Annotated in this window: 25 protein-coding genes; 18 read left to right on the top strand and 7 right to left on the bottom strand. The window is 73.8% G+C overall.

Annotation, left to right across the window (positions count from 1 at the left end; translation table 11 throughout):
- The first annotated feature begins 90 nt into the window (after positions 1-90).
- The 4 genes from ACFO0B_RS06275 to ACFO0B_RS06260 are packed head-to-tail and all read left to right on the top strand — an operon-like array spanning position 91 to position 3293.
- Entirely contained in the window at positions 91-999 is a 909-nt protein-coding gene (locus ACFO0B_RS06275) for a universal stress protein (RefSeq protein WP_378611337.1), read from the top strand.
- A gap of 14 nt (positions 1000-1013) precedes the next feature.
- A complete protein-coding gene (locus tag ACFO0B_RS06270) occupies positions 1014-1880 on the top strand; it encodes a universal stress protein (protein WP_378611336.1) in 867 nt (288 codons plus the stop codon).
- 11 nt (positions 1881-1891) lie between these two features.
- Positions 1892-2797 carry a universal stress protein gene (locus ACFO0B_RS06265; RefSeq protein WP_378611335.1) on the top strand — a complete coding sequence of 302 codons (906 nt, stop codon included), beginning with the start codon at positions 1892-1894 and terminating at the stop codon, positions 2795-2797.
- Positions 2798-2810: 13 nt separating this feature from the next.
- Positions 2811-3293, top strand: a complete 483-nt coding sequence (locus tag ACFO0B_RS06260) for a universal stress protein (RefSeq protein ID WP_378611334.1) — start codon at positions 2811-2813, stop codon at positions 3291-3293.
- A 12-nt stretch (positions 3294-3305) separates the two neighbouring features.
- Here ACFO0B_RS06260 and ACFO0B_RS06255 read toward each other — a convergent pair whose 3' ends face one another.
- Positions 3306-4295, bottom strand: coding sequence for a zinc-binding alcohol dehydrogenase family protein (locus tag ACFO0B_RS06255; protein ID WP_378611384.1), 990 nt, complete (start codon positions 4293-4295; stop codon positions 3306-3308).
- A gap of 177 nt (positions 4296-4472) precedes the next feature.
- On the opposite strand from ACFO0B_RS06255, the gene ACFO0B_RS06250 reads away from it, so the two are divergent.
- The 5 genes from ACFO0B_RS06250 to ACFO0B_RS06230 all read left to right on the top strand — a co-directional run bounded on the left by ACFO0B_RS06250 (position 4473) and on the right by ACFO0B_RS06230 (position 9670).
- Entirely contained in the window at positions 4473-4997 is a 525-nt protein-coding gene (locus ACFO0B_RS06250; protein WP_378611333.1) for a flavodoxin domain-containing protein, read from the top strand.
- Positions 4998-5589: 592 nt separating this feature from the next.
- Complete coding sequence (locus ACFO0B_RS06245; RefSeq protein WP_378611332.1) at positions 5590-6606, top strand: Acg family FMN-binding oxidoreductase; 1017 nt, start codon at positions 5590-5592, stop codon at positions 6604-6606.
- A complete protein-coding gene (locus tag ACFO0B_RS06240; protein ID WP_378611331.1) occupies positions 6603-7493 on the top strand; it encodes a universal stress protein in 891 nt (296 codons plus the stop codon). The genes ACFO0B_RS06245 and ACFO0B_RS06240 overlap by 4 nt, the downstream gene beginning before the upstream one ends.
- Positions 7494-7536: 43 nt before the next feature.
- Positions 7537-8196: a response regulator transcription factor gene (locus ACFO0B_RS06235; RefSeq protein ID WP_378611383.1), complete on the top strand. Its 660-nt coding sequence runs from the start codon at positions 7537-7539 to the stop codon at positions 8194-8196.
- A gap of 91 nt (positions 8197-8287) precedes the next feature.
- Positions 8288-9670: an HAD-IA family hydrolase gene (locus tag ACFO0B_RS06230; RefSeq protein ID WP_378611330.1), complete on the top strand. Its 1383-nt coding sequence runs from the start codon at positions 8288-8290 to the stop codon at positions 9668-9670.
- Between the two features lie 360 nt (positions 9671-10030).
- Here the strand turns inward: ACFO0B_RS06230 and ACFO0B_RS06225 are convergent, their stop codons facing one another.
- Both ACFO0B_RS06225 and ACFO0B_RS06220 read right to left on the bottom strand, forming a co-directional pair.
- Positions 10031-10936 carry a universal stress protein gene (locus ACFO0B_RS06225; protein ID WP_378611329.1) on the bottom strand — a complete coding sequence of 302 codons (906 nt, stop codon included), beginning with the start codon at positions 10934-10936 and terminating at the stop codon, positions 10031-10033.
- 48 nt (positions 10937-10984) lie between these two features.
- Positions 10985-11968, bottom strand: coding sequence for an Acg family FMN-binding oxidoreductase (locus ACFO0B_RS06220; RefSeq protein WP_378611328.1), 984 nt, complete (start codon positions 11966-11968; stop codon positions 10985-10987).
- A 153-nt stretch (positions 11969-12121) separates the two neighbouring features.
- Between ACFO0B_RS06220 and ACFO0B_RS06215 the strand changes: the two genes are divergently transcribed.
- The 4 genes from ACFO0B_RS06215 to ACFO0B_RS06200 all read left to right on the top strand — a co-directional run bounded on the left by ACFO0B_RS06215 (position 12122) and on the right by ACFO0B_RS06200 (position 16040).
- Entirely contained in the window at positions 12122-12679 is a 558-nt protein-coding gene (locus tag ACFO0B_RS06215; RefSeq protein WP_378611327.1) for a flavodoxin domain-containing protein, read from the top strand.
- Between the two features lie 17 nt (positions 12680-12696).
- Positions 12697-14982 carry a phosphoenolpyruvate synthase gene (gene ppsA / locus ACFO0B_RS06210; protein ID WP_378611325.1) on the top strand — a complete coding sequence of 762 codons (2286 nt, stop codon included), beginning with the start codon at positions 12697-12699 and terminating at the stop codon, positions 14980-14982.
- Positions 14983-15010: 28 nt separating this feature from the next.
- The gene (locus ACFO0B_RS06205; protein ID WP_378611324.1) at positions 15011-15652 is read left to right on the top strand and encodes a DUF2267 domain-containing protein; all 642 of its coding nucleotides are present in this window, start codon (positions 15011-15013) and stop codon (positions 15650-15652) included.
- A 94-nt stretch (positions 15653-15746) separates the two neighbouring features.
- A complete protein-coding gene (locus tag ACFO0B_RS06200) occupies positions 15747-16040 on the top strand; it encodes a hypothetical protein (protein WP_378611323.1) in 294 nt (97 codons plus the stop codon).
- Positions 16041-16065: 25 nt separating this feature from the next.
- Here ACFO0B_RS06200 and ACFO0B_RS06195 read toward each other — a convergent pair whose 3' ends face one another.
- Positions 16066-17031 carry an Acg family FMN-binding oxidoreductase gene (locus ACFO0B_RS06195; RefSeq protein WP_378611322.1) on the bottom strand — a complete coding sequence of 322 codons (966 nt, stop codon included), beginning with the start codon at positions 17029-17031 and terminating at the stop codon, positions 16066-16068.
- Between ACFO0B_RS06195 and ACFO0B_RS06190 the strand changes: the two genes are divergently transcribed.
- Complete coding sequence (locus ACFO0B_RS06190; protein WP_378611321.1) at positions 17030-17170, top strand: hypothetical protein; 141 nt, start codon at positions 17030-17032, stop codon at positions 17168-17170. The two genes, ACFO0B_RS06195 and ACFO0B_RS06190, sit on opposite strands and share 2 nt — an antisense overlap.
- A 139-nt stretch (positions 17171-17309) precedes the next feature.
- On the top strand, positions 17310-17978 hold the full coding sequence (locus ACFO0B_RS06185) for an SRPBCC family protein (protein ID WP_378611320.1): 669 nt from the start codon (positions 17310-17312) through the stop codon (positions 17976-17978).
- On the opposite strand, the gene ACFO0B_RS06180 is transcribed toward ACFO0B_RS06185, so the two are convergent.
- On the bottom strand, positions 17945-18922 hold the full coding sequence (locus ACFO0B_RS06180) for a magnesium transporter (protein ID WP_378611319.1): 978 nt from the start codon (positions 18920-18922) through the stop codon (positions 17945-17947). The genes ACFO0B_RS06185 and ACFO0B_RS06180 overlap by 34 nt on opposite strands.
- 77 nt (positions 18923-18999) lie before the next feature.
- On the opposite strand from ACFO0B_RS06180, the gene ACFO0B_RS06175 reads away from it, so the two are divergent.
- A complete protein-coding gene (locus tag ACFO0B_RS06175; RefSeq protein ID WP_378611318.1) occupies positions 19000-20739 on the top strand; it encodes a sensor histidine kinase in 1740 nt (579 codons plus the stop codon).
- 12 nt (positions 20740-20751) lie between these two features.
- On the opposite strand, the gene ACFO0B_RS06170 is transcribed toward ACFO0B_RS06175, so the two are convergent.
- Both ACFO0B_RS06170 and ACFO0B_RS06165 read right to left on the bottom strand, forming a co-directional pair.
- Positions 20752-21225 (bottom strand): pyridoxamine 5'-phosphate oxidase family protein, encoded by a 474-nt coding sequence (locus tag ACFO0B_RS06170; RefSeq protein ID WP_378611317.1) that lies wholly within the window; start codon positions 21223-21225, stop codon positions 20752-20754.
- Between the two features lie 92 nt (positions 21226-21317).
- The gene (locus tag ACFO0B_RS06165; RefSeq protein ID WP_378611316.1) at positions 21318-21896 is read right to left on the bottom strand and encodes an Rv1733c family protein; all 579 of its coding nucleotides are present in this window, start codon (positions 21894-21896) and stop codon (positions 21318-21320) included.
- A 236-nt stretch (positions 21897-22132) separates the two neighbouring features.
- On the opposite strand from ACFO0B_RS06165, the gene ACFO0B_RS06160 reads away from it, so the two are divergent.
- Together ACFO0B_RS06160 and ACFO0B_RS06155 are read left to right on the top strand one after the other, a co-directional pair.
- Complete coding sequence (locus tag ACFO0B_RS06160) at positions 22133-22567, top strand: Hsp20/alpha crystallin family protein (protein WP_378611315.1); 435 nt, start codon at positions 22133-22135, stop codon at positions 22565-22567.
- 31 nt (positions 22568-22598) lie between these two features.
- Complete coding sequence (locus ACFO0B_RS06155) at positions 22599-23345, top strand: SDR family NAD(P)-dependent oxidoreductase (protein WP_378611314.1); 747 nt, start codon at positions 22599-22601, stop codon at positions 23343-23345.
- Positions 23346-23356: the final 11 nt, after the last annotated feature.

Below are 23356 nucleotides of genomic sequence, written 5' to 3'. Positions count from 1 at the left end.
GTGCGCATCGGCCGTACCGGCCCGTCGCTTCGACGCCGAGACTCGGAGCAAGGCCCGCCTGCGCGGGACACAGCATCGGAAGGACACTCCATGGCCCCCGAAACCGGAGCGGATCCGCAGTTGGCGGTCGCCGAGATCGTCGTCGGCGTCGATGGTTCCGCCGGAGCCGACCGGGCGTTGCGCTGGGCCGCGGCCACCGCGGCCGCGCGCGGGCGGCGCCTGCGGGTGGTGCACGGGCTCGGGCTGGAGACGACGCTGTCGATGTTCGGCACGACCGACCTCGTCCTGCCGGACGTCATCCACGGGATCCGGACCCAGGCGGCGGCGATGCTGGAGGCAGCGGCTGGCTTCGCGCGCCGCGTCGCCCCGGAGCTGACGGTCGAGACCGAGCTCGTCGATGCCACCGTGACCCGTGCGCTGGTCGAGCGGTCGGCGTCCGCGCACCTGACGGTGCTCGGCGCGACAGGCACCGGCGGCACCGTCGCACATCTGGGCTCGACCCTGCTGAACGTGGTCGCGCACGGCCACGGCTCGGTGGTCGTGGTCCGCGATGCCGCTTTCGAGCAGCGCGCCGAGCGCGGTGGCCCGGTGGTCGTCGGGGTCGACGGCAGCACCAGCGCACCCGCGCTCGCCGCCGCTTTCGCCGAGGCGAGCGAGCGCGGCGCCGACTTGGTGGCCGTGCACGCCTGGATCGACCTGCCCCCGAGCCGGGAGGGGGCGACCGGCGAGTTCGACAACGCTGACCTGGAGACCGCCGCCGCCACCCGACTCGCCGAACAACTGGCCGGCTGGAGTGCGAAGTACCCCGAGGTCACCGTCGAGCGGCGGGTCTATCTGTCGGGACCGCGCACACACCTGCTGCGGTGGTCGCGCACCGCCCAGCTGGTCGTGGTCGGCAGCCGCGGCCGCGGCGGGTTCACCGGCCTGCTGCTCGGCTCCACCGGCAACACCCTCGTCCAGCGCGCGCACTGCCCGGTGCTCGTCGCCCACACCCACTGATCGGAGCGAAAGCCATGTCCAGCACGACAACACCCACACCCGTCGTGGTCGGAACCGACGGATCGGAGCAGGCGGGCGCGGCCGTGCGCTGGGCCGCCCGCGAGGCCGCCGCGCACCGGGCACCGCTGCACATCGTGCACGCCGTCGGCGTCCCGGTCGATTTCGGTCCCGGTGTGGGCTACGCGCCGATCGACTTCGGCACGCTGCGCGAGGCGGGTAACGAGATCGTGACCGCCGCACGAACGCTCGCGCGTGATGTCGCGGGCGGTGAGCTGACCATCTCCACCGCGGTGATCGAGGCGTCGGCGATCCCGACGCTGCGCGACGCGGCCAAGGACGCCAGGATGCTGGTGGTCGGCACTCGCGGGTTCGGCGCGCTGCGGCGCGGGCTGCTCGGCTCGGTGAGTACCGGGGTGGCCAGGCACGCCGAGTGCCCGGTCGCGGTGATTCCCGACGGCGGCACGGTGATTCCCGAGCAGGGGCCGGTGGTCGTCGGGGTCGACGGCTCGGCGGCGAGCAGGCACGCGGTGGAGGTCGCCTTCGACGAGGCCTGCCGGCGCGATGTGGAGCTGGTGGCGGTGCACGCCTGGTCCGAGTTCGGCCGCTACGTGTCGCGCGAGGAGATGCAGACCGAGGGCGCCGCGCTGCTGGCCGAATCGCTGGCCGGGTTCGCCGAGAACTACCCGGACGTGCCCGTGCGCCGGGTCGTGGTCGAGGACCGGCCCGCCCGCAGGCTGCTCGCCACCGCGCAGGACGCGCAGCTTGTGGTCGTCGGCAGCCACGGCCGCGGGGGCTTCGCCGGGATGACGCTCGGGTCGGTGAGCCAGGCCGTGCTGCACGCCGCGGACTGCCCGGTGATCATCGCCCGCGGCGAGCGCTGAGCGGCGGCGCGATGTTCGAGAGATCGTCGCTCCGCCCGGCCACCGGCCAGATCGTCGTCGGCGTCGACGGCTCGCTGGCCGGTGACAGCGCCGTGCGCTGGGCCGCGGCCTCCGCCGCCCGGCGCGGTCGCACGCTTCGCCTGGTGCACGCGCTCGACCTGGTCGCGGCGCGCGGGCTGCTCGGCGGCTCCGACGTGCTGGAGCCCTCGGTGCTGGATGGCCTGCGCGCCCGCGGCGCCGCCTTTCTGACCGACGCCGACGAGCTGGCCCGCTCGGTCGAGCGGGACCTCGCCGTCGAGCTCGACCTCATCGACGACGAGCCGGGCCGGGTTTTGCTGGCTCTGTCCAGGAGCGCCGATGCCGTCGTCCTCGGGGTGGATCCGGGCGCGGGCGCCGTCGCGCATCTGGGCTCGACGCTGCTGAAGGTCGTCGCGCACGGACACGGCTCGGTGATCGTGGTGCGCGGCGGCAGCCTCGGCCACAGCAAGGACGGCGGCGAGCCGGTGGTGGTCGGCGTCGACGGCGGGCAGTCCTGCGCGCCGGCGCTGCGGGCCGCCTTCGCCGAGGCCAGGGAGCGGCACACCGAGCTGGTGGCGGTGCACTGCTGGGCCGATCTGCCCTACGGGCGGCTGCCGCGCACCGTCGCGGTCGAGGACGACGATATCGACGCGGCCGCGCGCACGGTGCTGGCCGAGCAGCTCGACCCCTGGATCGCGAGATTCCCGGACGTGAGGGTGCACCGGGAAACACATCCCTCCGGGCCCGCGCACCACCTGCTGCACCGGTCGGGCTCGGCCCAGCTGGTCGTGGTCGGCAGCCGCGGCCGGGGCGGCTTCGCCGGCCTGCTGCTCGGCTCCACCGGCAACACCCTCGTCCAGCACGCACGCTGCCCGGTGCTGGTGGCCCACCCGCGATGAATCGGAGATCATGATGTCGGTCAACGCTTCTCTCGCCCCGGTGGTGGTCGGCACCGACGGCTCCGGACAGGCGGGCGCGGCCGTGCGGCATCCCGAGCAGCCGGTGGTGGTCGTCGGCGTCGACGGTTCGGAATGCAGCGAGCGGGCGATCGAACTCGCCTTCGACGAGGCATCGCGGCACGGTTGCGAACTCGTCGCCGTGCACGCCTGGACCAGGTACGGCTACATCCCGCCGGAGGAGCGGCAGCGCGACGCCGAGGTGGAGCTGGCCGAGTCGCTGGCCGGATACGCCGAGAAGTATCCGGACGTGCCGGTCCGGCGGCTCGTGGTCGAGGACAATCCGGCTCGGCGGCTGCTCGCGCTGAGCGCGGACGCGCGCATGGTAGTGGTCGGCAGCCACGGCCGCGGCGGGTTCGCGGGGATGACGCTCGGCTCGGTGAGCCAGGCGGTGCTGCACGGCGCGGACTGCCCGGTCGTCATCGTCCGCGCACGCTGAGCGGTCCGGGATTCACGGCGTCAGGACCGCGGCGCCGTCGAAGCGGCCGTGCGCGAGATCGCGCAGGGCGGCGTCGGCGGCGCCGAGATCGTAGCGGTGGGTCGTGACGTGCAGGCGATGCCGCCCGGCGAAGGCGAGGAACTCCCTCGCCTGGGCCCTGGTGTTGGCGGTGACGCTGCGCAGCTGGCGTTCGCGGAACAGGTGCCGCTGATAGTTGAGCGGTGGTACGTCGCTGAGGTGGATTCCGGCCAGCGCCAGCGTGCCGCCCGCGTCGAGCGCCGCCAGCGCGACCGGGACCAGCTCGCCGGCCGGGGCGAACAGCACGGCGGCGTCCAGCGCCTCCGGCGGGGTGTCGGCCGGGCCCTGCACCGAGGCCGCGCCCAACGCCGCGGCCAGCTCGCGGGCCGCGGCGCCGCGGGTCATGACGTGCACCCGCGCACCGCGCGCCAGGGCCACCTGCGCGGTCAGGTGCGCGCTGCCGCCGAAGCCGTAGATGCCGAGCACCCCGTGCTCGGGCAGCTCGGCACGCAGCAGCGCGTGGTAGCCGATGATGCCGGCGCACAGCAGCGGCGCCAGCTCCCGATCGCCGTACCCCTCGGGCAGCGGCAGCGCGAAATCGGCAGGCACGGTGGCATATTCGGCGTAGCCGCCGTCAGCATCCCAGCCGGTGTAGCGCGACGCCGGGCACAGGTTCTCCGCCCCGCGCAGGCAGTAGCGGCAGTGCCCGCAGGTCCAGCGCAGCCAGGGAATGCCGACCCGGTCACCCGCGGCGAACGTGCCCGCGCCGGTGACGACCTCGCCGACGATCTCGTGGCCGGGCACCACGCCGGGGTGGTGCACCGGCAGGTCACCCTCGACCACGTGCAGATCGGTGCGGCACACTCCGCAGGCCAGCATCCGTACCAGCAACTCGCCCGCGCCGGGCCGGGGCAGCGGTTCGCGGCCGGACCGCAGCGGGCCGGAATCGATCGGCCCCGGGTTGCCGGTCCGCCAGACCTGCATGGTGTCGTGCGCCGTCATCTCGAGTCCCTCCGTGCGCGACAGCCCCATTCTGCCGGGCGCCGAACTGGTGCGGAACGGCCGAAAGTCCCAGCAGACGGGGCATTTCGGCGCTGCCCGCCGTGCGCGGGCCCCCGTAGCGTCGGACGGGTCGGATGTGGGTGTTGCGAGGAGGTCGCTGTGCGGGTGCGCGTGGTTTACGAATCGATGTTCGGCACGACGGCCGCGCTGGCAGAGGCGATAGCCGCGGGGATGCGGTCGCACGCCACGGTCCAGCTGCTCGGCGTGGACGAAGCCGCCGAGCTGCCCGACTCCACCGTCGACCTGCTCGTGGTCGGCGGACCGACTCATGCCTTCGGGCTGAGCCGGGCGCAGAGCCGGGCCGAGGCGGCCAGGCGCTGCGGGCACACCCCGGCCACCGGCACCGAGACCGGAGTGCGGGAGTGGCTGGCCGCCGCCGCGCCGGTCCCCGCGGGGACGCGCGCGGCCGCATTCGGGACCAGAGCGGACAAGCCCGCGTGGCTCACCGGGTCAGCGGCCCGCGCGATCGACAAGCGGCTGCGACGGCTGGGCTTCACCCTCGCCGCGGCCCCCGCCGACTTCCGGGTCGCCGACACCGTCGGCCCGGCGATCGCCGGCGAACTGGCCCGCGCGTACGACTGGGGCACGGTGCTCGCCGAAAGTGAATGCGCACAACGGGTCTGAAGTACTCCGAGCCGACCCGGCGGGCCTGTTCGGAGCCGGCCGGGGCCGGGCTGGTGGCCGGCGGAGTCCCGACCGCGGTCGCGGTGCCGGCCTACCGGCTGATGACCTTCCGGCTCCCCGCGGGGCTCGGATTCTTCTCCTTCCGGTCGCCGCACCGGCGCCCGGGTGTCCCGGCTGCAGCCGGTCTGTGCGGTGCGCGGCGTCGCCGTGCTCGGCTCCTGCTCCTGCGCAAGTGCGGGGCCTGACCGACGGCGCAACACCGGTCCGCGGGTGCGGACCGGATACGACGGGGCGATGTCGCCGGAGAGGGGAGCGACATCGTCACGGCGATTCGCACGACCCGCGACGAACTCACCCCGCACCTGCCGTTCCAGCCGGTCCGTGTTCGTGCCGGAGCAGAAGCCGGCGAGTCGGCGTCGGCGGAGAGGCCGCCCGGCAGTTCGAGGCTCGCGACCACGGCGAGAGTGCGGAAGTCCCTCGCGGCGGCTCGGAAGTCACCCGCGCGGCCAGGGCCGTTCCGGGGACCTAAGTCCTCGCAAGCCGGTCTCCTCGCCCGTATCACTCGGCCGCCCGCAGCGCCGAGACTCGATGCATGGCCGATCCCGACATCCTCGCCCGGCCCGACGACGACACCGTCCGGGCCGCCCTGCGCAGCGCCTCCCGTGCGCCCTCGGTGCACAACACCCAGCCCTGGCAGTGGACCCTGGACGACGTCGCGCTGCACCTGGACTACGACGACGTCTGGCAGCTGAGCACCGCCGACCCGCGCGGACGGCAGATGATCATCAGCTGCGGCGCCGCCCTGCACCACGCCCGCACCGCGCTGGCGGACCGGGGCTGGCGCACCGAGGTCACCCGGATGCCCGACCCCGAGCATCCGGAACACCTCGCCACGCTGCGGTTCCGCCCCTGGTCCGATCCGCCGGCCGGGGTGCACACCCGCGCCGCGGCCATGACCAGGCGCTGGACCGACCGGCTGCCGATGCTGCCCCCGCCGGGTCCGGCCGATCTACTGCACCGGCTGCGGATGCTGGCCTCCCCGCACGAGGTCGAGCTGAACGAGCTCGACAGCTCGGCCGGGCCCCGGCTGGCGGCGGCCTCCGCGCGGGTCGCGATACTGCACGACAGCGACCTCGACTACCAGGCCGAGCTGCACTGGTGGGTCGGGCACGATGGCGACACCGGTGTTCCCGTCGGCGCGCTGGCCTCCGACGCGCAAGCCGCGGGTGTGCCGCTCGGCCGCCGCTTCCCGGCGGCGCCGCATTCGGCGCGCCGCACCGAGCAGCCCGATCAGGCCGCGATCATCGTGCTCAGCACCGACGGTGACCGGCCAGGGCAGTGGTTGCGCACCGGGGAGGCGCTCTCGGCGGTCCTGCTGGAATGCGCGGCGGCGGGCGCGGCCTCGTGCACCCTGACCCACCTGACCGAGCTGCCCGCGGTCCGCACCATGATCGCGGGCCTGCTGCGACGCGGCGGCACCCCGCAGGTTCTCGTCCGCGTCGGCACCGCTCCGGACAGCAGGCACGAACCGACGGCCCGCAGGGACCTCGCCGACATCCTCACCATCGACCGCGGGCACACCGTCCGCACCGGAAGGACCCCCCGATGACCACCGCCACCCACCGGCTCGCCACCGCACCCGTCGTGGTCGGAGCCGACGGCTCCGACGCCGCGCTGCGCGCGGTCGGGCTCGCCGCCGAGATCGCCGCCGCCCGCGGCCGCCGCCTCGACATCGTGCACGCGGTGAACACCGCCGCGGTGCGGCTGGTGCTCGGCAGCTACGACACCATGATCCCCTCGGTCGTGGAGACCATGCGCGCCGAGGGCGCCGACATGCTCGGCAAGGCGCGCCGGATCGCGGCCGACCTCGATCCGAACCTCGTGGTCGAGACCGAACTGGTCGAGCGCGGCGCCGCCGACACCCTGGTCGAACGATCGGCCGCGGCCTACCTCACGGTCATCGGCGCCACCGGCGCGGGCGGCACCGTCGCCCACCTCGGCTCCACCCTGCTGGCCGTGGTGGCGCACGGGCACGGCTCGATCCTGGTGACCCGCGGCGAGGAGCATCCCACCGGCCCGATCGTGGTCGGCGTCGACGGCAGCCCGGCCTCGACCGGCGCGGTGGAGGCCGCCTTCACCGAAGCCGCCGAACGCAAGGCTCCGCTGGTAGCCGTGCACACCTGGTCCGACGCCGAGTACGCGCGGTTCGCCGGGCTGCCCGACCTCATCGAGGAACCGCGCATGCTCGCCGACGCCGAATCCCTGCTCGCCGAACAGCTCGCCGGCTGGAGCGAGAAGTACCCCGACGTCGAGGTCCGCCGCGAACTGCGGCTGTCCGGGCCCCGCCACCACCTCCTCGACTGGTCGAAACGAGCCCGGCTCGTCGTGGTCGGCAACCGCGGGCGCGGCGGATTCACCGGCCTGCTGCTCGGCTCGACCGGCAACGCGCTCGTCCAGCGCGCGCACTGCCCGGTCCTGGTGGCGCACAATGACTGAGAGCGCGGTGCGCTCCGCGCACGACGAGCTGCAGGAGACCGCCATGATCACCGTGTTCCTGGTCGACGACCACGAGATCGTGCGCCGCGGGCTGGCCGACCTCATCGACTCCGAGGACGGCATCAGCGTCATCGGCGAGGCCGACAGCGTCACCCACGCGCTGGCCCGCATCCCGGCGCTGCGCCCCGATGTCGCCGTCCTCGACGTGCGGCTGCCCGACGGCAACGGCATCGAGCTCTGCCGCGACCTGCTCACCCAGCTGCCCGACCTGCGCTGCCTGATCCTGACCTCGTTCACCGACGAACAGGCCATGCTCGACGCCATCCTGGCCGGCGCCAGCGGCTACGTCGTCAAGGACGTGGGCAGCACCGAACTCGTCGACGCCATCCGCGCGGTCGGGGCCGGAAATTCGTTGCTCGACAACCGCGCCGCGGCCGCGCTCATGCGCAAACTGCGCGACCAGGCCGAGGCGAAGACCGGTCCGCTCGCCGCACTCACCGACCAGGAACGCGTCCTGTTGACCCTGCTCGGCGAGGGGCTGACCAACCGGCAGATCGCCGCGCGCATGTTCCTGGCCGAGAAGACGGTCAAGAACTACGTCTCCCGGCTGCTGGCCAAGCTCGGCGTCGAGCGCCGCACCCAGGCCGCGGTGATCGCCAGCGAACTGAAGAGCAAGCAGGCCGAGAAGCCCCGCTACAGCTGAGCCGCGAGGCACTCGGCTCCACGATCCCGGCGAACGCGCCGCACCGCGTTCGTGCCCGCGGCCATGCCGCCTCCCGAGGAAACGGCCCATCATGGACAACACCACCATCGATTCGGTGCGGCACCGCGCCGTCCTGATCGAACTCCGCAACCTGATCACCGCAAAGGGCACCGCCAACAGGACCACGCTCATGCTGGTCGAACGGCTGCGCGAGGCGGCGATCCCGATCGGCGTCTACTCCGCCGGGCGGCCCACCCGGGCAGCGCTCACGGCCGCGGGCATCGAGAAGAACTTCACCGCGTTCATCGACCCCGCGACGGTGCGCGACCTCGACCTGCCCGCGCCACCGGCGCCGGACCTGCTGCACGAAGCCGCCCGCAACCTGGGCGCGCTGCCCCAGCGCACCGTGGTCATCGACGACACCGAGACCGGTGTCGCGGCCGCCCGAGCGGGCGGTTTCGCCCTGGTGATCGGCATCGACCACCAGGGCGCCGCCGAGCCGCTGCACCGGGCGGGCGCCGACCTGGTCGTGGCCGACGCCGAGGCGATCGTGCTCGCCGGGCGCACACCGTATCCGGTCAGCGTCGGCAAGGGAACGGCCTACACCGAACTCCGGCTGACCCGCACGGTGCCCGTCGACCGAATCCCGGCCGCGGTGGTGGAGGGCGTTCGCGCGATCTTCGCCCTCGCGACCAGGGCCGGCCTCGATATCGTCGGATCCCCCTCGGCCACCATCGATTCCGAGCCCGACGAGGACGCCGTCACGCTCGAGTTCGGGCTGCCGATCATCCACCCCGAGACCCCGGTTCCCGGCACCCGCATCGTGACCACCGAGCCCGGGCTGGTCGCCAGGACCTTCCACACCGGCAGCGTCGGCAACCTCGGCCCCGCCTACCGCGCGCTGGAGCTGTGGCTGGCCGAGTCCAACTACCGGACGGTCGGCCCGCGCACCGAGACCTACCTCGTCGGCCCCGGCGACGAGAGCACTTTGGACGAGCTCACCATCGAGATCCAGATACCCGTGGTGTACGAGGCGATGATCACCGCCGACCGGCCGCAGCGCCCGGCCGAGGTCACCGGCCAGCTCGTCCGGTGGCTGCCCGAGCACGGCTTCGAATTGCTCACCATCACCTCATCCGCCTCCGAGTCCGCCATCGCCGAGCGCACTCTGCTGCTGGTCCGGCATCGGCGGCTGGCGGAAGCGGCGTGCGCCGCCGACGAGGCGCACGCCGCCGCCCTGCTCACCAGCACCGTCTCGGTACGGGCCGGGACCGGCGGCGGCAGCGTCGTCGAGGTCCTGGACCCGGCGGTGCTCGTCACCACGCTGCGGGCACCCGCGCTGAACGCGACCGCCGACCGGTTGCGTTACCTGCTGGCCGCAACGGTCGCGACCCTCCACACGGCTCCGTACTCCGGGCGCGGAGCGAGGTACGGCCCCGGCGGCTCTCACGTCGACGTCCCGCAGGCGTCGTGAACGGAACCGGGCTGCGGTGGGAGGCGCCGGGACGGGCTCGGACGATCTTCCGGGACCGCCACGAAGCCGGTCTCGTGCTGGCCCGGCTGCTCGAGCATTACCGCGGGCACCCGGACCTGCTGGTATTCGGGCTCGCCGCGGCGGCGTGCCGGTGGCGTGGGAGATCGCCGCCGCGCCCGACGCGTCGCTGGACACCCTGATCGTGCGCAAACTCGGCGCCCCGGCCACCCGGAGTTCGCGGGGGGCGCGCCGGCCGAGGGCTGCACCGTCGTCCTCGACGACGACACCGTTCGCGCCCTTCGCCTGTCCCCCGAGACCGTCCCGGCGGATCGCGCAGCAGGAGGGCGGGAGCTGCCCCGCTCATCCACCTCGACCGCACCACCGCCGTGCAGCCGCTGGACGCCGCGGCTCCGGCGCGATGAGGACCGGGAGGCCGCACTGGTGCAGGACGCTCTGGCTGACGGAGCCGAGCGCCAGCGCCGCGGAGGGCCCGCGGCGACCCCGGCGCCCGACGACGAGCAGCTGCGCGTTCCCGGCTTCGCGCCGCAGCACGGCACCGGGATCGTCACACTCGACGACGATCCTGGTCACCGGGACGTCGGGATGACTCGCCGCGTACCCGGCCAGGTTCTGCGCGAGCAGGAGCTGCGCGTCCTCGCTGCTCGTCGCGCCCGACGCGGACCGATCGCGCCACCACGCCAGTACCGCGGTCACCCCCGTGTTCCGGGCCGAGGCGTACTCGAAAGCCAGCGCGACCGCCGCCGCCGCGCACCGTGATCCGTCGACGCCGACCAGCACCGGAAGCCGAGGGTCCGAGCTGCGGGCCTCCGGGACCACGACCATCGGGCAGCGGGCACGTTTGGCCAGCGCCGTGCTCACGGAGCCGAGCAGGCCGCGTTCGACGGCATCCATCCCGCGCGTGCCGACCACGAGCAGCCGTGCCGCTGCCGAGCGCCGCTCCAGCGCGGACACCGGGTGCGGTGCGAGCAGCGCCGTCCTGATATCGAGGCGGTGCGAACCGGCGACCGCCAGCGCGGTGGTCTCGGCGGCGGACAGAGCCGCGCGCCCCTCGTCGACATGGGTCCGGTTGTGCAGGGAGAACACACCCAACCGGGGCCCGAGGTCCCATCCGACGCCGAACGCGTAGACCAGTTCGAGCGGCGCGTGCCTGCGCAGCGCCTCCGCTGCTGCCCACCGCACCGCCGTCAGTGCAGGCGATCCACCGTCGACCCCGACGACGACGGGCTGTCCGGTAGCCGGTGTCAAGCGAAGTCCCTCCCTTGTCGTGGTGTCGCGCAGTACCGTACTCAGTGGTCAGCGCCGCGGCGAGTCGTCCAGCGGCCGGACCACGTCGGCGAGGGCGCGGCGCGGGGTCACCGGCACCGGGGCGGCGGAGGTGGCCGCCCAGCCCACCCGCACCAGCATCTGCGGGAAACCGGTGCCGCCGAGCATTGCCGAACAGAGCGCGTCACGGGTTCCGGCGACCTCGAACGGCTCGGTGAGCGGGCAGGTCGCGAGCCCGAGCGAGGTCGCGGTCAGCAGCACCGCGCTGGCCGCCTCCCCTGCCCGCAAGCGCGCGGCGGACCCGTCGGATTCGGTGTGCAGCAGCAGCATCCGGCCACCGTCGGAATCGTGCAGCACCACCTCGGTGAGGGTGCCGTCGGCGAACTCACGGCTCATCGCCGACGGCGACAGCACCGCGTTGCGCGCGGGAACGCCCTCGGTATCGGCGTGCCTGCCCGTCCACAGCGACAGTTCGTCGCGGTAGGCCGGGTCGTTCCGGTGCTGCTGTCCGGCGCCGGCGAACGCGGTCAGCACCGCACCGGTTCCGGCGGTGGTGACGTCGGTGACCGCCGCTCCCTGCTCGAGCCCCGCTTCGATCATCGCGGCGCGATACCCGGGCGGCACCTCCCAGGAGGTGAAGGCGCGCCGGTCGGTGCGCCGCCGGTTCACCGCGCGGGCCAGCTCCTCGACATCGGCGGTCGGGGTGGCCCTGGCGAACTCGACGGCGGCGAGGTGCAGCGGGGTCGCTGGGTTCGGGAAGCGGTGCACCACGGTGCGCCAGCCCAGCGAGCGCGCGGCCAGCCGGAAGTGGTGCAGCGCGGCACCGCAGCTGAGCAGCAGCTCGCGGCGGTCCGGGTCGGTGGCGGGCAGATGCCGGGACTCGTCGGCGAACAGGTGCACGGTGCGGTCCCCGACGCGCCACTGCCAGGGCTGGGTGTTGTGCACCGAGGGCGCGCGCAGAGCGAGGGCCAGCGCTGCGCGGACGGTCGCGATATCGGGATGATCTGCGGTCATGGCCGGTCCTTCGGTCGAGGGTGGCACCAAGCCTGCCCGGACCGGTCGGCACCCCGGGACGGCCGAAGGTCCCTGTTCCACGAGTCCTCCGCCCGTCCCGCTCCGGGCAGCTCGGCCCTGACCGAACCCGGCCGCGGCGGCCACGCTGGATCCATGACCTCCGACACCGCACCGCGCGTGGCCGTCGTCTTCGCGACCGACCAGGGCTCCACCCGCGACATCGCCGACTTCATCGCCGCCGACCTGTCCGCCCGCGGCGCACAGGTCCAGCTGCACGACGCCGAGCATGCCCCCGACCCCACCGAATACGACGTGTTGATCCTGGGCAGCGCCGTGCACGACATGCAGCTGCTGCCCCCGGCGGCCGCCTACCTCGACCACAACCGCCGCGAGCTCACCGGCCGCGACGTGCGGCTGTTCACCGTCGGGCTCGGGCCCGCGCTGCGCGGCCCGATCGGGCGCCGGATGGGCCGCACAGTGCCCCCGGGCATCGCCGCGCTGCGCGACGCGGTCGGCGCGCGCGAACTGCACGCCTTCGCCGGCCGGTACGACCGGGCCGGAGTCTCCTTCCGCGCCCGGCTGCAATATCGGCTGCTCGGCGGTGGTCGCTACGGCGATCTGCGCGACTGGGCCGAGATCCGCCGCTGGGCAGCCGGAATCGGCGACTCGCTGAACCTGGCACCCGCGACCGTGCTCACCACCCACCCCTGAACGGCAGGAGCGAGCGGATGGGACGTTACGTAGCCGGCTTCGAGGAGCTGCGCCTCGCCGACGCCGACGAGGCAGGCGGCAAGGGCGCCAACCTCGGTGAGCTGGTCGCGGCCCGGCTCCCGGTGCCGCCCGGATTCGTCGTGCTGCGCCAGAGCTACGACCACGTGGTCGGCGAGGGCCCGCACGGGGAGCTGCTGCGTAGGCTGCACGGTGAGGCACTGGCCTGCGATCCGGCCGATCCGCGCCTGGACCAGCTGTGCCGCACGATGCGCGAGCTGGTGACCGACAGCCCCGTCGATCCGGCCGTCCGCGCGGAGATCCTGGCCGGGCTGGATCGCCTCGGCCCCGGCACCGCCGTCGCGGTGCGATCCTCGGCGGTCGGTGAGGACAGCGCGGGGGCCTCCTTCGCAGGCATGAACGTCTCGCACACCAACGTCCGCGGCGCGGACCGGCTCCTCGACACCGTCGTGGACTGCTGGACCTCGCTGTTCACCCCGCGCGTGGTCACCTACCGCGCGCAGCGCCACATCCGCACCAGCCCGGCCATGGCCGTGGTGGTACAGCGCATGGTCGCCGCCGAGCGGGCCGGGGTGGCCTTCACCGCAGACCCGGCCACCGGGCGGCGCGACCGCGTCGTGATCGACGCCGCCCGCGGCCTCGGCGAGATCGTCGTCTCCGGCGCCACCGAGCCCGACAACTACGTCGTCGATCCCGCCGGGCCGTCCGTCGTCGGCGCCCGCATCGGCGCGCAGACCGAGCGGATCGTCTCCGGGCCGGACGGCGACCGCCGGGAACCGGTGCCGGAGCACGAGATCGGCACGCCGGTGCTGACCGACCGGCAGATCCTCGAGGTGGCCGGGCTCGCCGGCGCGGTGCAGCGGCACCACCACGGCATCCCCCAGGACGTCGAGTGGGCCTTCGACACCGAGACCCTCTGGCTGGTGCAGGCCCGCCCGATCACCGTGCTGCCGGAGCCCTCCGACGCCGCGGCGCCTGCCGCCGCCGAGCGGGACGATCCGCTGGTGCGCGGGCTGCCCGCCGCACCGGGGCGCGCCACCGGGACGGTGCGCGTGCTCGCCGACCCCGACCAGGGCGGCGAACTGCGCGACGGGGAGATCCTGGTCGCCCCGATGACCAACCCGGACTGGCTGCCCACCCTGACCCGGGCCGCCGCGGTGGTCACCGACAGCGGCGGCACCACCTGCCACGCCGCCATCGTCGCCCGCGAGCTCGGCGTGCCGTGCGTGGTCGGCACCCGCACCGCCACCCGCACCCTGCACGACGGCCAGACCGTCACCGTGGACGGATCGGCCGGTGAGGTGCGCGCCGGTACCGCGCCCGTCTCCACCATCACGGCCGGGCCGCGTGCGGCCGGTCCGGCCGAGCTCGCCGAGCCGACCGCGACCCGGCTCTACGTCAACCTCGCGCTGCCCGAGGCCGCCACGCGGGTGGCGGCGGGGCCGGTCGACGGGGTCGGACTGCTGCGGGCCGAGACCCTGCTGGTCCGGGCACTGGACGCCCGCCATCCGCGCGAGCTGCTCGCCCGCGGCGAGCAGGAGCTGTTCCTGCACCGGATGGGCGCGGCGCTGCACACCATCGCCGCCGCCTTCGCCCCGCGCCCGGTGATCTACCGCACCACCGACTTCCGCAGCAACGAGTTCCGTGCCCTGGCCGGCGGCGAGCCCTACGAGCCGGTCGAGCACAACCCGATGATCGGCTACCGCGGCGCCTACCGCTACGTCCGCGAACCCGACCTCTTCCGGCTCGAGCTCACCGCCCTGGCCCGGGTACGCGAGCGAAACCCCAACCTGCACCTGATGATTCCGTTCGTGCGTACCCGCTGGGAGCTCGAAGCGTGCCTGGAGTTGATCGACGCGAGCCCGCTCGGGCGCCAGCACGGGCTGCACCGCTGGGTCATGGCCGAGGTGCCGTCGGTGGTGTTCCGGCTGCCCGAATACGTGGGGCTCGGCATCGACGGAGTCTCCATCGGCAGCAACGACCTGACCCAGCTCATGCTGGGTGTCGACCGCGATTCCGAGCAGTGCGGGGAGCTGTTCGACGAAGCCGACGCCGCGGTCCTCGACGCCATCGGCCGCATCGTGTCGACCGCGCGCCGGCTGGGCATCACCTCCTCGCTGTGCGGGCAGGCCCCGTCCAATCGGCCCGACTTCGCCGAGCACCTGGTGCGCATGGGCATCACCTCGGTCTCGGTCACCCCCGACGCCGTGCCCGCCACCCGCCGCGCCATCGCCGCCGCCGAACGGCGGCTGCTGCTCGACCACGCGCTGGCCGCGCAGTCCTGAAAGCCCCCTCTCCCGTCAGGAGCCCGATATGTCCGAACGCCACGACCCCCTCGCCCCCGCGATGCACACCGCCCACACCTGGCTGCGTGCGGTCGCCGAGAGCCTCGGCACCGACGACCGGTTCTTCGTGCACCGGGTCACCCGGGCGTGGCTGCACTGCGTGCGCGACCGGCTCGGCGTGCACGCCGCCGCCCGGTTCAGCGCCCAGTTGCCGGAGCTGCTGCGCGGCGTCTACTTCGAGGGCTGGACGCCGGCCCGGGTGCCGGTCGCGCACGACGTCGAGTCGTTCGTGCGCCAGTTCGCCCGCGCGGCCGGGGTGAGCCCCGACGAGGCGTCCGCCCTGACCGGGGCCGTCACCGACGCGCTCGCGCAGCTCTTCTCCCCTGGCCAGCTCGACCACGTACTCGCGGTGCTGCCGGTGGAGCTGCGGCGGGTGCTGCTCGGCTCCGACTACACCGGCCCGCTCGCGGCCGTGCTGCCGGTCATGTCGATCGGGACCGAGCCGGACGAGACCCTGGAGAGCCGGGTCACGACGCTCACCGAGGCGGTCACCGTGCTGGCGCGCGGCATGGCGGGCTCGCCCGCCGACGGCACCGACCCGGCCACCGCGGCCCAGCACGCCTACCGCATGCTGCTCGCCGAGGGGCTCACCGGCGCGAACCGGGGCTGAGGTGCGGAGTCCGCTGTCCGCGGCACGCCGTCGCCTCTACCGGGGCCACCGCCCCGGCCCGACCGCACAGGTACTGAACCGGATCTCGGAGTGGATGTTCTCCGCAGGTGTGCTGTCCCCGTCCCGCGCGGTCACTCCGGAGGTGGCGGGCAGGCGCAGCGGGCAGCCGGTGCGGCTTCCGATCGTGGTCGCCGACCACGCGGGGCAGCGGTATCTCGTGTCGATGCTCGGCCCCGAAGCGGGCTGGGTCCGCGATGTGACAGCGGCGAACGGCCGCGCCGCCCTGCTGCGGCGCGGCCGCGAAGCGGTCCGGCTCATCGAGGTAGCGGTGCACGACCGGGCACCGATCCTGCGTCGCTACCCCGTCTTCCGGGTCGACCCGCGCTGAACCTGCTCGGCTCCCGGCACCGTGCTCACCCCGGGGTGAGCACGGTGCCGATCGGGCGGCGCGGGGTGCGGGGCGGGCGGGGCGCGGTGGCGAGCCCGGCCCGGACGAATGCCTGCGGGTGGCCGGCGCCGGTCAGCTCGACGACCCGGGAGCGGATGGCGGGCAGCTCGGTGAGATGGGTGAGCACGCAGGTCGACACCGCGTGGTCGGCGCACTCGAGCAGCACCGCCGAGAGCACCGCACCGCAGGAAAGCAGCGACTCCGGGCTGTCGTCGGCGGTGGCGAGCAGCAGCAGGTGCGCGTCGTCGTGCTCGGTCGGCCCCGGATCGGCGCTACCCGCCGGGAACTCGCGACGCACCGGGACCCGTAACGCATCGTCACGATTCGGCAGCACCGCCGCCGGAACACCGGAGCCGGGCGCCGCGCCGCCCAGCCACCAGCGGGCCTCGTCCTGATAGCGCGGGTCGCGCCGGCGCAGCGCACCGGCGGTCCAGGAGATCCGTTCCAGCTCCGCGCGCAGCTCGGGGGCGACCGGCTGCGGCAGCACGTCGTGCCGCTCGCAGACCGCCGCCAGCACCTGCACGAGATCGGACCAGTTCGGTACCGCGGCCATCGGGGCCCGGTCGGTGTAGCGGGCCTCGATGGCCGCGCCGAGCGCCAGCTCCCCCTCGGCGGGCGGGTGCGGGCCGGCGAAGGTCAGCGAGGCCAGGTGGGCGCGGTGCACGGGGTCGGGGAACAGTGCCGCCCGCACCGGCCACCCCGCCGCCGCGAACGCGACCATCGCGTGGTGCAGCACGGCGCCGCAGCCGAGCATGCCCTGCCGGTTGAAGGCGTCGGTGCCGGGCAGCAGCCGCTCCGGGTCGGTGTACAGCGCGAGCCGGGCGCCGTTCCAGCGCCACTGCCAGGGCTGGCTGTTGTGCAGCGAGGGGGCTCGACCGGCGCGCTCCAGCACGCCGCGGAGCGTCGGCTCGTCGGGAACGGAGTCGGTCATGAGCACTCCTGTCGGTATGGCGGCCGAGACCTTCGGCCAGGACGTGGCTGGACAGCAGCACCGTGCTTCCCCCGGCCACCGGAGGTACAGCTCGGCCTCGGAGGCCACCGCGACCTTCTGCCGGTTGCCGTTGGAGTAGGTGCGCGCCCTTCCGATGCTGCCCCGCCCCGGCCAGCGCGGCGCAGAGCCGAAGGTCACCCGCCGGGCTGCGGACGGTCCCCGGCACACGGGCCCATCCGCCCTGCCCGGATCGGCGGTACCCGCGCCAGGCTGGGGACATGAACTCGACGATCGAACGTCTCGCGCCTGGGCTGACCGGCGTCGCCGCGGGCACCGCCGCGCTGGCCGCGCTGTATCTGACCGTGCTGCGCCGCCCCTGCCTGACCTGGGGCGCCACCGACGAGGAGGTGGCCGCCGCGATGCCGGGCGACGAGTTGCTGCCCGATGCCGGCATCGTGGCCACCCGCGCCGTCACCGTCGACGCCCCGCCCGCGGCGATCTGGCCGTGGCTGGTGCAGCTGGGGCCGGGCCGGGGCGGCGCCTACACCTACGACTGGATCGAGAACCTGTTCGGCCTCGACATGCACAGCGCCGACACCGTGCTCCCGCAGTTCCAGGAGCTCGCGGCCGGTGACACCATCGCGCTCGGCAGCGGGCCCACCATGCGCGCGATGGTCGTCGAGCCGGAGCGCCATCTGGTGTTCGCCGCCGATGACCGCTCCTGGATCTGGGCCTTCGGCCTGTCCCCGTTCGGCTCGGGCACCCGGCTGGTCAGCCGCAATCGCATCGCCGCCGCCACCAGCGCGCCCGGCAGGCTGCTGACCACCCTGGTGATGGAGCCGGGCAGCCTGCTGATGGAGCGGAAGATGCTGCTCGGCATCAAGGCCCGCGCCGAGCGCACGCCGGCCGTCGATCAGCCGACCACCGCGGTCGCGACCACCAGGTAGACCAGGATCGAGAGCAGATCCTGGATCACCGTGGCCAGCGGCCCCGAGCCGAAGGCCGGGTCGATGCCGAGTTTCGCGAAGATCCACGGCAGCACCATCGCGACCGCGGAGGCCACCGAGCACGCCGCGAACAGCGACAGCGACACCGCCGCCGAGACCGGCGCCGCGTGCCACAGCAGCAGCGTCAGCGGGTAGGCGGCGAGCGCGATCAGCGCCCCGATCAGCAGCCCGGTGACGATCTCGCGGCGCACGATGCGCTCGACCCCGACCCCGACCGAGAGCCCGCGGATCACCACCGCCTCGGTCTGGGTACCGACCGCGTCGGCCAGGTACACGATGCCGGGGATGAAGAACGCCACCAGCACCTGCCGCTCCAGCTGGGCCTGGAACGCGTCCACCAGCCCGGCCGCCAGCATCGCGCCGACCAGTCCGACCAGCAGCCACGGCAGCCGGTGCCACAGCCTGCGGCGCACGGTCTCGGTGCTCGCCGAGCGGGCGCCCGCCGCGGACTTCAGGTACCCGGAGAGCCGCGCGACATCCTCGTCGTGCTCCTCGAGCAGCACGGTCAGCAGCCGGTGCGGCGGGATCAGGCCGAGGAATTCGCCGCGCGGACCGGTCACGGCGAGCCCGGGCTCGCTGTGCCGCAGCGCCTTCCACAGCGCGTGCTCCTGGTCGTTGTGCCCGGCCACGGCGGGCGGGTCCGAATCCATGATCTCGGCGAGCCGCACGGAATCCGCTGCGGCGAAGAGCTTCTCGATGGTCACCAGGCCGCGCAGCCGGTTCTCCGCGCACACCGCCACGACCGCGGCGGTGTCGTAGCGTTGCCCGCGCATCCGTGCCACGACGGCGCGCGCGGTGTCCTCCGGTGCGGCGACCGGGACATTCCGGCACGCGTGCGCGGCGGCGGTTTCGAGCCGGGCACGGGTCGCTTCCTCCGAGTCCACCGGCGCACCCTACCCCGCCCCGCACCGTGCCGACCGGTCTGCTGGCGCGGGGTGTACCCGGATGCGAGGATGGGCGCATGGGCGGGCAGCAGCCGGAGAACGAAGCCACCGATCCGGTACCGGTGAGCTCGATGGCCCAGTCCCGGCTGCGCGAACTGCTCGGTGAGGTCCAGGACCGGATCGCCGAGATCGTCGGCGTGCGCGATCAGCTGGACCGGCTGATCGAGGCGATGCTGGCGGTGACCGCGGGGCTGGATCTGGACAATACGCTGCGCTCGATCGTGCACACCGCCATCGAACTGGTGGAGGCGGGCTACGGCGCACTCGGCGTGCTGCACAGCGACCATCGCGCCAAGGAGCTCGCCGAGTTCGTCTACGAGGGCATCGACGACCGGACCCGGGTGCTGATCGGGGATCTGCCGCGCGGGCACGGGGTGCTCGGGGTGCTGATCGATGATCCGCGCCCGATCCGGCTCGCCGACATGTCCGCGCACCCCGCCTCGGTCGGGTTCCCGGCCAACCATCCGCCCATGCGCACCTTCCTCGGCGTGCCGGTGCAGGTCGGCGGTGAGGTGTTCGGCAATCTGTACCTCACCGAGAAAGCCGGTGGGCAGGAGTTCACCGACGATGACGAGGGCGTTGTGCTGGCGCTGGCCGCGGCCGCCGGCATCGCGATCGCCAATGCCCGCCTCTACGAGGAATCGCGGATCCGCCAGCAGTGGCTCGAGGCAACCAGGGAGGTCGCCACCGAGCTGCTGGCAGGCGACGATCCCGACAAGGTCCTCACCCTCATCGCCGATCGCGCCCGCTCGCTCACCGGCTCGGCGTGCGCCTTCCTCGCCCTGCCCGAGGATCCCGACATCCCGGCCGCGGAGCTGACCGAGCTGATCGTCGCGGCGGCCGCCGGGACCGGCGCCCGGGCACTGTTCGGCACCCGGCTGCCGCTGGGGGCCTCACACTCCGGCACCGCCTTCCGGGAGAGCCGGGTGCTCGCGGCCGCGTCGTCCATGGCGCCGATCGCCGAGCCCGTCCCCGGGTGGGGCCCGCTGCTGGCACTCCCGCTGCGCGCCGGGCAGACCACCATCGGGGTCCTCACCATCCTTCGCGCTCCCGGTCAGCAGCCCATCGACGAGGCCGGGCAGTCGATGATGAGCGGCTTCGCCGACCAGGCGGCGGTAGCGCTGCAGCTGGCCCGCAGCCAGCAGCGGATGCGCCAGCTCGATGTGATCTCCGAGCGCGATCGCATCGCCCGCGACCTGCACGACCACGTCATCCAGCGGCTGTTCGCGGTGGGCATGTCGCTGCAGGGCACCGCGAGTCGCGCGCGCGTGCCCGAGATCCGCGAGCGGCTGCGCGACACCATCGACGACGTGCAGACCATCGTGCAGGACATCCGGCACTCGATCTTCGACCTGCACTCCGATACCGCCGCCGAGGCGCCCGCCATGCGCAAGCGGCTGCACGCGGTGGTCACCGAGATGACCGCGGAAGCCGAGCTGCGCACCACGGTGCGGCTGGCCGGGCCGGTCTCGGTGCTGCCGCCGGAGATCTTCGACGACGTGGAGGCGGTGCTGCGCGAGGCGCTGAGCAACGCCGTCCGCCACTCCGGCGCAAGTGCGATCTCGGTCCGCCTGAATATCGGCGACGATGTCACGCTCGTCGTCGCCGACGACGGGAAGGGGCTGCCCGAGAAGCGCGCCCGCACCAGCGGGCTGGGGAACATGGCCGCCAGGGCGAAGCACGGCGGCGGCGAATTCAGTGCGGGCCCCGGCCCGGAGGGCGGGACCGTGATCCGCTGGTCGGTGCCGTTGCCGTGAGCCCGCCGCGGTTCAGGCCGCGGTGACCTCGGCCAGCGCGATGGCGGTGATCAGCGTCGGCTCGACGGCGATCAGCTGGTCGTCCGCGCCGATCCACGATCCGAGCCGGGCGCTGTACCTGTGCACCAGCGCCGGTGCGGTCACCGGGTGGGCCAGCCCGGTCACCACGACCGACCAGCCGAGCCGCCGGTCGACGTCGATGTCGTCGGCCTCGTAGGCGATCACGACCGATCGATCGTTGCGGACCGACTGCGAGAAGCCGGAGCCGACGTCGGCGCGCACGATCAGCAGCTCGCCGTCGATCAGGTGCCGGACCGGCCGCACTGCCGGTAACGCGTTGCGAGTGAACACGATTCGCCCGAACGGCACACCGGCCAGCAACCGCATCCCCTCCTCGCGGGACAACTCGACGGTCGTGCGGTCGAACCCTGCGATCGGGGCTCCGACGTCGGGTTCGTCCACTTCCGTCCTGCCTTCTTGCCTCATGGTCATCTCCTGGTCAGTTCACCACCCCCGGGCACCCGGCCGCAGAGTCGTATGTCATCGGATCAGCGGACGTTGGGCGTGCAATCGATGTGCTAGTGCGCGAACTCCCGCCATTCGGCCTCCCAGCCTGCGATCCGCTTCCGGTCGAGCGTCCAGCGCACGGCGCCCACCACCCCGGCGCTCGCGGCGGCGACGGCGAGCAGCACCAGCACGGCGGCGCCGATGCCGCCGATGGCGGCGGCCTCCGGTGCTCGCGGGCTGGGGACGAACGCACCGCGCTGATCCACCCAGAGCAGCACGGTGTCGCCGCGCCCCGCGGTCCGCGGCACCCGTGCGGTGGCCTCGTGCTCGCCGCGCTCGTCCTGCCACCGCACCTGCGCCTCGTAGTGGTAGGGCTCGACCGTCCCCGGCTCCGAGATGAGCTGCGCGGAGACCGGAACCCGGGTGGCGTGCTCGGCCACGATCCGGGCCGCGTCGTCGACGTACACCAGCGTGCCCGCGGCGCAGGCGAACGGCACGGCCGCCACCACCGCCAGATACGCCAGCAGCCGGACCAGCGCCTCGACGCGGTCGGCGCCGCGGAGCAGCGGGCTGGCGCTCAGGGGGCGCAGCCACCACTGCCGGGTGTGGTGGCCGGGCGGAGGGGCGGGGCCGACGGGTGGCGCGGACATCGGAATCCTCCTCGGACGCGGGGTCGGGCGGTGCGTGGCGCATCGTCGAATCCGAGCTTCGCCCTCCGCGCGCCCGCCCGGCAGGGACGAAGGTCCCCGTCCGTGGTGCCGCGGGACCCGGCGGTGCGGGGACGGAGCCGAACGGCCCGCCGGAAGGGGACCGCGGTCCCTCGTGCCCACCACGGGCGGCTGGTCGAATCGGCGGTGTCCCACCGAAGCCGACTACAGGAGATGCCGTGAACACCATCGCCACCCAGCACCGCGCCCACACCCAGCTGCCGAGCCTGGTCGAGTGGCTGTCGAACCTTCCCGCCCTCGGTACCGTGCGCCCGCTGTTCGACAACCACCTGATCAAGGTCGAGGTCACCCGCGACGACACCGGCGTGGTGGTGCGCGCCGAGCTGCCCGGCGTCGACCCGGACAAGGACGTCTCGGTGACCGTCCGCGACGGCGTGCTGCACATCCGCGCCGAGCGCAGCGAATCCACCGAATCCCAGGGCCGCTCCGAGTTCAGCTACGGCTCGTTCCTGCGTGCCCTCGCGCTGCCCGCCGGTGCCCGCGAGGACGACATCACCGCGGCCTACGACAAGGGCATCCTGACCGTCACCGTCCCGGTCTCCGCGGAGACCCCACCGGCCGAGAAGACCATCGCGATCAGCTCCGCGGAGTGAGCGCGGATCCGAATCCGGAAGGAGCGCAACCATGTTCGATCTACACGGCCGAAGCGCCGTCGTCACCGGAGGGGCGCGCGGCATCGGCGCCGCGATCGCCCGATCGCTCGCCGACGCCGGCGCGGGCGTCGTGGTCGCCGACATCCTCGACCACGACGGCAAGGAGACCGCGGATGCCATCGGCCGCAACGGACGCTACGCCCACCTCGACGTCACCCGGGAGACCGAGTGGCGGGAGGTGATCGGGATCGCCGAGGACAGCTTCGGCCCGCTCGCCGTCCTGGTCAACAATGCGGGCATCCTCGACTACGGCGCCATCGAGTCCGAGCCGCCCGCGATGTTCCGGCATGTGCTCGAGGTCGACCTGGTCGGGGCCTGGCTCGGCATGCACACCGCGGCGCCGGTGCTGCGCGCTGCGGGCGGCGGCGTGATCGTCAACATCTCCTCCACGGCGGGGCTGACCGGCTACGCCGGCATCGGCGCCTACGTCGCGAGCAAGTGGGGGCTGCGCGGGCTCACCAAGACCGCAGCGCTCGAACTCGGCGCGGCCGGAATCCGGGTCTGCTCGGTGCATCCCGGCCCCATCCACACCCCGATGACCGCGGGGATGGATGCCTCGGTGGCGGCCGCCCAGCCGCTGCCCCGCTTCGGCGAGCCGGAGGAGGTGGCCGCCATGGTCCGGTTCCTGGTCACCGAGGCGAGCTTCTCCACCGGTTCGGAGTTCGTCCTCGACGGCGGCGCGACCGCGGGCCAGGTGCTCGCGCTGCCGACCAGCTGAGCGGGATCCGG

It is taken from the genome of Nocardia jiangsuensis (genome assembly GCF_042650385.1).
GTDB lineage: Bacteria > Actinomycetota > Actinomycetes > Mycobacteriales > Mycobacteriaceae > Nocardia > Nocardia jiangsuensis.
Note: the sequence above shows the minus strand (reverse complement) of the source record. Positions and strands in the feature narration are given on the sequence as shown.